This window comes from Rhodococcus sp. 14-2483-1-1 (assembly GCF_002259335.1).
Taxonomy (GTDB): Bacteria; Actinomycetota; Actinomycetes; order Mycobacteriales; family Mycobacteriaceae; genus Rhodococcoides.
The window spans coordinates 26,093-34,597 of record NZ_NPFX01000008.1 but is presented as its reverse complement, the minus strand read 5'-3'; the positions used below and the strand labels follow the sequence as shown (position 1 = coordinate 34,597).

8 protein-coding genes are annotated in these 8,505 nt (G+C 65.4%); 5 read left to right on the top strand and 3 right to left on the bottom strand.

Going from position 1 to position 8,505, the window contains the following annotated elements:
* Window positions 1-191: 191 nt before the first annotated feature.
* Complete coding sequence (gene ilvD / locus CH294_RS07995) at window positions 192-1,919, bottom strand: dihydroxy-acid dehydratase (protein WP_094737583.1); 1,728 nt, start codon at window positions 1,917-1,919, stop codon at window positions 192-194.
* Window positions 1,920-2,140: 221 nt separating this feature from the next.
* Here ilvD and CH294_RS07990 point away from each other — a divergent pair, with 221 nt between their 5' ends.
* The 4 genes from CH294_RS07990 to CH294_RS07975 are packed head-to-tail and all read left to right on the top strand — an operon-like array spanning window position 2,141 to window position 5,317.
* Complete coding sequence (locus CH294_RS07990; RefSeq protein WP_094737582.1) at window positions 2,141-3,142, top strand: nitroreductase family protein; 1,002 nt, start codon at window positions 2,141-2,143, stop codon at window positions 3,140-3,142.
* Window positions 3,139-4,041 (top strand): universal stress protein, encoded by a 903-nt coding sequence (locus tag CH294_RS07985; protein WP_170944640.1) that lies wholly within the window; start codon window positions 3,139-3,141, stop codon window positions 4,039-4,041. The genes CH294_RS07990 and CH294_RS07985 overlap by 4 nt, the downstream gene beginning before the upstream one ends.
* The gene (locus tag CH294_RS07980; protein WP_094737580.1) at window positions 4,038-4,400 is read left to right on the top strand and encodes a hypothetical protein; all 363 of its coding nucleotides are present in this window, start codon (window positions 4,038-4,040) and stop codon (window positions 4,398-4,400) included. Before CH294_RS07985 ends, CH294_RS07980 begins: the two co-directional genes overlap by 4 nt.
* A 38-nt stretch (window positions 4,401-4,438) precedes the next feature.
* Window positions 4,439-5,317 (top strand): universal stress protein, encoded by an 879-nt coding sequence (locus CH294_RS07975; protein WP_170944639.1) that lies wholly within the window; start codon window positions 4,439-4,441, stop codon window positions 5,315-5,317.
* Window position 5,318: 1 nt separating this feature from the next.
* Here the strand turns inward: CH294_RS07975 and CH294_RS07970 are convergent, their stop codons facing one another.
* Both CH294_RS07970 and CH294_RS07965 read right to left on the bottom strand, forming a co-directional pair.
* Complete coding sequence (locus CH294_RS07970; RefSeq protein WP_094737578.1) at window positions 5,319-6,752, bottom strand: MFS transporter; 1,434 nt, start codon at window positions 6,750-6,752, stop codon at window positions 5,319-5,321.
* Window positions 6,749-7,351 carry a hypothetical protein gene (locus CH294_RS07965; protein WP_094703238.1) on the bottom strand — a complete coding sequence of 201 codons (603 nt, stop codon included), beginning with the start codon at window positions 7,349-7,351 and terminating at the stop codon, window positions 6,749-6,751. The genes CH294_RS07970 and CH294_RS07965 overlap by 4 nt, the downstream gene beginning before the upstream one ends.
* A 104-nt stretch (window positions 7,352-7,455) precedes the next feature.
* On the opposite strand from CH294_RS07965, the gene CH294_RS07960 reads away from it, so the two are divergent.
* On the top strand, window positions 7,456-8,505 hold the full coding sequence (locus CH294_RS07960) for an ATP-dependent DNA ligase (RefSeq protein WP_094737587.1): 1,050 nt from the start codon (window positions 7,456-7,458) through the stop codon (window positions 8,503-8,505).

Sequence of the window (8,505 nt, the reverse complement as noted above, 5' to 3'; positions counted from 1 at the left end):
CCACCCAACCCCGCCCACCCTCGCCAGCGTTCGCCCCGCTCGCGTGAATGGGCCATTGCATCGCCGAGACGTGTGCAGTGGTTCATTCACGCGCGGGGCATCGCTGCGTGAATGAACCCTTGCACTTCTCAGACGTATGCAGTGGTCCATTGACGCGGCGGGGGATGGGCCGGGGAGAGGGGAGGCCAGTGCTAGATCAGCACCGCACCGTTCGAGGCCGATCCCACCAGCTTCGAGTACTTCGCCAGCACTCCGCGGGTGTAGCGCGGCGGCAGCGGAGCCCAACCCTGTGCGCGGGACTCCAGTTCGGCTGCGTTGACCAGGAGGTCGAGTGTGCCCTTGCCGACGTCGAGTCGGATTTGGTCACCGTCGCGGACGAAGGCGATGGGACCGCCGTCGACTGCCTCGGGAGCAACGTGTCCGACGCACAGGCCCGTGGTGCCGCCGGAGAACCGTCCGTCGGTGAGCAGCAGGACATCCTTGCCGAGGCCCGCGCCCTTGATCGCTCCGGTGATCGCGAGCATCTCACGCATTCCCGGACCGCCCTTGGGGCCCTCGTAGCGGATGACGACGACATCGCCGGCGGTGATGGTTCCGTTCTCCAGAGCATCCATTGCCGCGCGCTCGCGTTCGAAAACTCGTGCGGTACCGACGAATACGTCGGAGTCGAAGCCTGCGGACTTGACGACGGCCCCGCCCGGAGCAAGTGAGCCCTCGAGAATGGTGATGCCGCCGGTCGGGTGGATCGGCTTGTCGAGTGCGCGCAGCACCTTGCCGTCGGGATCGGGTGGTGCGATGTGAGCGAGGTTCTGCGCCACGGTCTTGCCGGTGACCGTCATGCAGTCGCCGTGCATCAGGCCGGCGTCGAGCAGAGCCTTCATCACGACGGGTACTCCGCCGATGGCGTCGACGTCGGTCATGACGTGCTTGCCGAACGGCTTGACGTCCGCGAGGTGGGGAACCTTTGCGCCGACGCGGGTGAAGTCGGCCAGGGTCAGCTCGACCTGCGCTTCGTGGGCGATGGCGAGGAGATGCAGGACGGCGTTGGTGGAGCCACCGAAGGCCATGACGACGGCGATGGCGTTCTCGAACGCTTCCTTGGTGAGGATGTCGCTGGTGCGGATGCCGCGTCGGAGAAGGTCGACGACGGCCTCGCCGCTGGCGTGTGCAAATCCGTCGCGACGACGATCCGGGGCAGGCGGAGAAGCGCTGCCGGGCAACGACATTCCCATGGCCTCGGCTGCGCTGGCCATCGTGTTGGCGGTGTACATTCCGCCGCAGGCACCTTCACCGGGGCAGATGGCGCGTTCGATGGTGTCGACGTCGGCCCGCGACATCAGTCCGCGTGAACAGGCCCCGACCGCTTCGAATGCGTCGATGATCGTCACCTGGTGCTCGCTGCCGTCGGACAGGGTGGCGAAGCCGGGCAGCGTGGAACCGGCGTAGAGGAACACGCTCGCCAGATCCAGACGTGCTGCGGCCATGAGCATTCCGGGCAGAGACTTGTCGCACCCGGCGAGCAGGACCGAGCCGTCGAGGCGCTCGGCGCTGATGACGGTTTCGACGCTGTCGGCGATGACCTCACGGGAGACAAGCGAGAAGTGCATGCCCTCGTGGCCCATCGAGATGCCGTCGGACACCGAGATGGTGCCGAATTCCAACGGGTACCCGCCGGCCGCGTGAACGCCCTTCTTGACCTCTTTGGCCAGCCTCTCGAGCGAGAGGTTGCACGGGGTGATCTCGTTCCACGACGATGCGACACCGATCTGGGACTTGACCCAGTCGTCGTCGCCCATGCCGACGGCGCGGAGCATGCCGCGCGCTGCCGTCTTCTCCAGTCCATCGGTGACGTCGCGACTACGCGGTTTGACGTCGATGTCGGGGGATTGCTTTTCCGAGGGATTCTGCGGGGTCGTCATGACTCTCCTGAGCGGTCGGCGGACGCGCGTCCTCAGGTTCCGCTCCTGAGTCGCATTCGTCGTCAACACTAAACCTGTGGTTGCCGCCGTCTATCGGCCTGCACCCAACTCCCTGACCGGAATGCCCTCCATCAAGTGACGAATGGCCCTGTCGAGCACCGCGAGCTCGGGGCGACAGTGGGTGCAGCCACCGCGTCGGGGTGGGAGGTCGAGGAGAGTCGATGAACGATCAGCCGGATACGGCCGTGGTGGAGATGCTGGTGGAGCTCGCGTGTCGGGCACCGTCGGTGCACAACAGTCAGCCGTGGCGGTGGACCTACTCCTCACGCGGACTCGATCTGTACACCGACAGCTCACGGTTGCTCGGGGTGATAGACCCGACCGAGCGACAGATGGTGTTGAGCTGCGGGGCAGCGTTGGACCACCTCGAGAAGGCCGCCGCGGCGTTCAGGTGGACGACCGAGATCGATCTGCTGCCCACACCGGGTGCGCCCGATCATCTGGCGCACGTTCGCTTCGTGCACGACGCACATCCTCGCTCGCACGAGTTCGATCTGTTGGCTGCGATCAACCGCCGCCACTCGGATCGGCGGGCGTTCGGACCGGTGCCGAGCAATCGTATTCTGACTCGGTACCTCCGTCAGGCGCAGTACGGCACGGAGATGACCGTCCTGTCGGCAGAGTCCAAACAGACGTTGGCGAAGGCCTCGACACTGAGCGCGAGCGTGCGAAAGTACGACGCGACCTATCAGGCAGAGATCAGATGGTGGGCCGGGCACTCGTTCCGCTCGGGAGGAATTCCGCCGGAGGCGCTGACGAACCGGGCCGAGACGTCGAGGGTGCAGGTCGGCAGGCAATTTCCCGAACCGCATCGGGTCGCCACAACGGTCACGACCGAGCCGGTCGAGGACGAGTCCACGGTGGTGTTGCTCGGCACGGCATCGGACGAGCGCCTCGATTGGTTGCAGTGCGGCCGAGCCATGTCCGCATTCCTGTTGGCCGCGACCGCGGACGGGCTGGCGACATGCCCCCTGACGCACCTGACGGAACAGTCGGGAAGCAGGCACCTGGTCGAGTCCCTGGCCCCGCGAAACGGTCTGACGCAGCTGCTGATTCGAGTCGGCACACCCATGATCGGCTCGCCGCCACCCCGAACCCCTCGACACGCCGTGGCGTCGGTGCTGTCTGCGCCCGCCCGTACACCGAACAGGAGACAATCGTGATTCTTGCAGCTCATCAGAGAATCGTTGTGGGCGTGGATGGTTCGCCGAACAGTGTCAGCGCTGCTCTCTGGGCGGCGACCATCGCGGAGAGATTGGGTTCTCCGATGCACATTGCCGGAGCCGTACAGCAGCCCGCGTTCTACCTGGGCGAGTCCGCATCGGTGATACCGAGGGACGTGTGGGACGAGCAGCGGCACACGGCCGAACGCGTCGTCACGGACGTTGCTGCCGCTGTGCTGGCCCGGCATCCGAACAGTGCAGTGACCACCTCGGTGGAGGAGACGTCCGCATGCGCAATGATGGTCGAACTCTCTCGTACCGCGCGCATGCTCGTCGTCGGCAATTCCGGTTCGGGTCCGATCGTGTCCGCATTGTTCGGGAGTACGACGCAAGAGATCTCGAACGTGGCCCAGTGCCCGGTGATCGTGTGGCGGGAGGGAGCCGAGACCGTCGACGCACCGATTCTCGTCGGTATCGACGGCAGCGCGACCAGTGAGGTGGCCGTCGGACAAGCCTTCGAGCTGGCCTCGTTGTTCGGCGTGTCGTTGATCGCCGCGCTTGCCTGGAACTCGTTGTCGCAGGGGGCGGCGCTCTCTCTACCCGGATCACCCGACCCCATGGAGTTCGAGCGTGAACAGCGGATGCTGATGTCCGAATGTCTGGCCGGGTGGGCCGAGAAGTATCCGGATGTCAGCGTCGAACATATTGTGCAACAGGGAAACCCCGCGCATTTGTTGGTCGACCTGTCCAAACGAGCCGGTCTGGTGGTTGTCGGCAGTCACGGTCGAGGAGTGGTGGCCCGGGCACTGTTCGGGTCGACCAGTAGCAACCTCACGCGGCACGCCCACTGCCCGGTGATGATCTGCAGAGACTCGACTACAGAAGGAGCCCGGAGATGACGAACGACGCACGAGTGATCGCAGGCACCCGGCGGATGGAGACCGATTCCATCACGGTCGACAGACCGGCATCGACAGGATCGGCAGTCTTTCCGGTGACCACTGCGTCGGCCGACGGAACTGTGTACGCGGTGATGATCGCGGAGTCCGGACCTCTCGCCGGAACGTCGCCGGATGGGCACGATCTGAGAACGGCGGTACTCGACCGGTGGCCAGGGGTGCGCGTGTTCGAGCGACGCAGCACCGGCGTGAGCGGGGCCGACCCGCGCGGCTACGAGACTTTCTACGTCGAGCTCGAATCGAGCGGATGCCGCACCGATATCGACACAGACGCGGTAACTGCCCTGTTCCGCCCCTGACCGACCCGACGGCAGCATCATCGAGACAGGAACACATCATGAGCAATTCCACCGACCGAGTGCTTCCCATCCTGGTGGGCATCGACGGCTCCACCGAGGCCGATACCGCAGCGCTGTGGGCGGCCACCTATGCGTCGAAGACACATGCATCAGTTCGGTTGATTCACGCTGTCCCCGAGGGGGATTGGTACGGATCGGCAGCGTTCGTCGACGGCGGTGCGCTCGAGCGCGACCTCCGCATCATCGGGCGAAAGCACCTCACTCGTGCGGCCGGTGCGATGCACGACGCGGCACCCGAGGTGTCCGTCGATATCGTCACCGTCGATGGGACGATCGCGTCGTACCTGTCGAATGCCGACGCAGAATTGATCGTGCTGGGATCGAGGAAATCGAGTGCACTACGCGACCTGACCTTGGGTAGCAACACCCTCCGGGTCGTCACACACGCGCATTGCCCCGTGCTGCTCGTGCGTGGTGGTGGGGAGAGCGCCGATCCCGCCAGGCCCATCGTGGTGGGTGTCGACGGGAGTGAGCAGTCGGATCGAGCGTTGAGTGCCGCGCTCGAGTTCGCGCACACCGTCGGTGCACCGGTGGTTGCGGCGAACTACTGGGGATTCGCGGCCCAGCCGGGTCTGGGAACGGGATTCGAGGGCATCGACTGGGTGAGCGTCCGGGCACACGAAAAGCATTGGCTCGATGCGCATGTGGAGAAGATGCACGAGAAGTACCCGGAGGTGACGCTGACGACCGTGAGCACCCAGTCGAGCCCGACACGAGGTCTGCGTGCGATGTCGGCGTCCGCGTCGATGATCGTGGTGGGTTCTCGGGGGCGAGGTGTCCTCCGCGGTGCAATTCTCGGATCGGTCAGCCAGAATCTCGTGCACCACGCCGACTGTTCGGTGCTGATCGTCCGCTGAGTCACGCGCTCCGACGCGGTGCCATCGGTGGTGACCCCATGTCGCAGTGCGGTGGGCAGTTCGACGTGTCGCCGGTACCGCGGATCAGTACCGCCGCGATGACGGCACCGATCAGCAACAGTCCGGCACACAGGAGCATCGCTGTGTGGAAGCCGGCCGAGAACACCTCCGGCGCAGAGTAATCGGAGCCGGCGATACCCGCGAGGGCAGGCAGGGCAGCCACAGCCAGAAGTTGGCTGGTGCGGGCCACGGCGTTGTTGACCCCCGACGCGATGCCGGCTCGATCGGTGGACACCGCACCCAGTACGGCCGCGGTCAGCGGGGCGACGAGCGCGGACAAGCCGAGACCGAACACGACGACCGCAGGCAGAATGTCTGCGACATAACTGGATCCAGGACCGATGCGCAGCATCAGCAGCAACCCGAGAGCCGACAGCAGTGGCCCGACCGTCATCGGAATTCGTGGTCCGATACGCCCGGCCACTCGGCCCGCGCGGGCAGACAGTACGAGCATCAGGGCTGTGATCGGCAGCGTCGACACTCCGGCCGCGATGGGCGAGTAGCCCACGGCGAACTGCAACTGCAGCACCAGAAGGAAGAACACGCCGCCCAGGGCCGCATAGACGGCGAAGGTAACGAGGTTGGCCGCCAAGAACACTCGGGAAGCAAACAGTGACGGTGGCACCAGTGGATCGTGCGAGCGGCGCTCGATCACCACGAACACGCCGACCGCGACAACCCCGAGTACCAGCGCCATGGTGTGCGACTCGATCAACCCGTACGTGAGCAGACCCAATGCCGCCGCGACCGTCACCGCGCCCGGCACGTCGAGGCGACCGGACGCGTGCGGATCTCGGCTCTCCGGAACATGTTTCGCAGCCACCGACACGACCACGACAGCGAGTGGGATGTTGATCAGGAACACCGCACGCCAGCCGACGGCGTCGACCAACCAGCCGCCGAGCAGTGGACCGATGGCCGACGCGACGCCGCCCAGACCCGACCAGAGCCCGATCGCCGCGCCCCGATCCTCGGCCTTGATGGACGCCGAGATCAGTGCCAGCGAACCGGGAGTGAGCAACGCCGCTACCACGCCCTGCAGCAGCCGAGCCGCGATCAGCACCTCGATGTTGGGAGCGAGGCCACACAGCACCGACGCGGCCGCGAACCAGACTGTGCCCCAGATGAACACCCGTCTGCGCCCGAGTCGGTCACCGAGAGAGCCGCCGAGCAGAATCAGCGAGGCGAGCGCGAGGGTGTAGCCGCTGAGAGTCCATTGCAGACCGGTGACGCCTGCACCGAGGTCGCGGCCGATCGCTGGTAACGCGATATTGACCACGGTGGCGTCGAGCATCGCCAGAGCCGAACCGAGCACGGTGGTCGCAACGATCCACCGCCCCCTGGCGCTGGAGAGTGCGATGCCCTCAGCGGTCACAAGCGTTCTACGCAGACGACGAAGTTGCGGGTGTCTTTCTCGTATCCGTAGAGAGCAGGGTCGGGGCAATCGTCGACCGAGGAGGTGCCCTGCAGGATCGTCACGACGCGGCGAGTGTCGGCACCGGGAGTGGCGCAGTCGACGCGCTGGGCGAACTCACCGACGATGTCCATGCATCCGCCGACAACCCAGTCGATGTCGAGGCACAGGGCTCCCTGCTCGATGTCGAAGTAGGTCTCGTAGTAGTACTGATCGGCGTCCGCGGGACATTCGGCCGAGGTGGGCGTCTTGGCGAAGACGACGTAGTTGGACTCGGGCGATCCGCACGTCGCATTGGCGATCGTGGCCTCGTCGACCGTTCCGCCGAGGTTCACGCACTCGCCGATCTCCACATCGATGTCGACGCTGCCGCCGTCGTCGATGTCGGGGGTTGGAGCAGCGGTGGTGCGAGGAGCACTCGTCGTGGTGGGCGCGATGGTGGCGCCCGAGATGGCGACGGCGGTACCGGACACTTCCGAGGCACACCCGGCGAGTATCAGGGCCGTGCACGCCGTCAACGCGAGAACGAGAGCGCGGACCGAACGGTTGGATGACGCCATGGTGAGTCCTGCCCTCGTGAATTCAACCGTGCTGTGTGCATCGATCGTCTGTGTGTAGAAAATATCGGACTCGGTTGTCGGCCGCATGAGGCAGGATGATCTGCGTGGATCTTCCTCTTGCCGTGCCGGTCGCGCCGATGCTCGCCAAAGCAGCCAAAGTGGTGCCCGCCCAGCCCGAGGACGGGCCACCGGTGTGGTCCTACGAGCCGAAATGGGACGGGTTTCGCGCCATCGTCTTCCGCGACGGTGACGAGGTGGTGCTCGGTTCACGCGGGGGCAAGGACCTGGCGCGGTATTTCCCGGAGTTGGTCGAGGCGGTCAAGGCCGAGCTGCCGGAGAAGATCGTCGTCGACGGTGAAATCGTCGTTCCCCGGGAGAAGAACGGTTCCACTCGCCTGGATTGGGAGTCGTTGTCGGAGCGAATTCACCCCGCGGCGAGTCGGGTGACGATGCTGGCGGAGAAGACACCCGCGCAGTTCATCGGATTCGACCTGTTGGCCGTCGGCGACGAGGACCTGACGAGCGAGTCGTTCTCGACACGTCGGTCGAGATTGCTCGACGCGGTCGGCACCGGCGGGCCGAGCTGCTTCGTCACCTCCGCCACCGATGATGCGGCGGTGGCCGAGGATTGGTTCGAGCGGTTCGAAGGTGCCGGGCTCGACGGTGTGGTGGCCAAGAAGCTCGACGGGCTCTATCTGCCGAACAAGCGCGAGATGGTCAAGATCAAGCATGCCCGCACTGCAGACTGCGTCTTGATCGGGTATCGAATTCACAAGTCCGGCAACGGTATCGGATCGCTACTGCTCGGTCTTTACGATGGTGACGATCTGCGGATGATCGGCGGTGCGTCGGCGTTCACCGACAAGCGGCGACTGGAGTTGCTCGAAGAACTGGAGCCACTTCGACTCGGCGAGGACGTCACGTACGACGGGGAGGCGACCCGCTGGAACTCGTCCAACGATCGCAACTGGATTCCGGTGCGCATCGAGCGGGTCATCGAGGTGGCCTACGACCAGATGGAAGGTGCACGGCTACGGCATGTGGCCCGGTTCCTGCGCTGGCGACCGGATCGCGAGCCGCGCTCGTGCGCCTACGATCAGCTCGAGGTTCCGGTGCGCTACGACGTCGCCGATGTCATTGCCGGAGGGCGATAG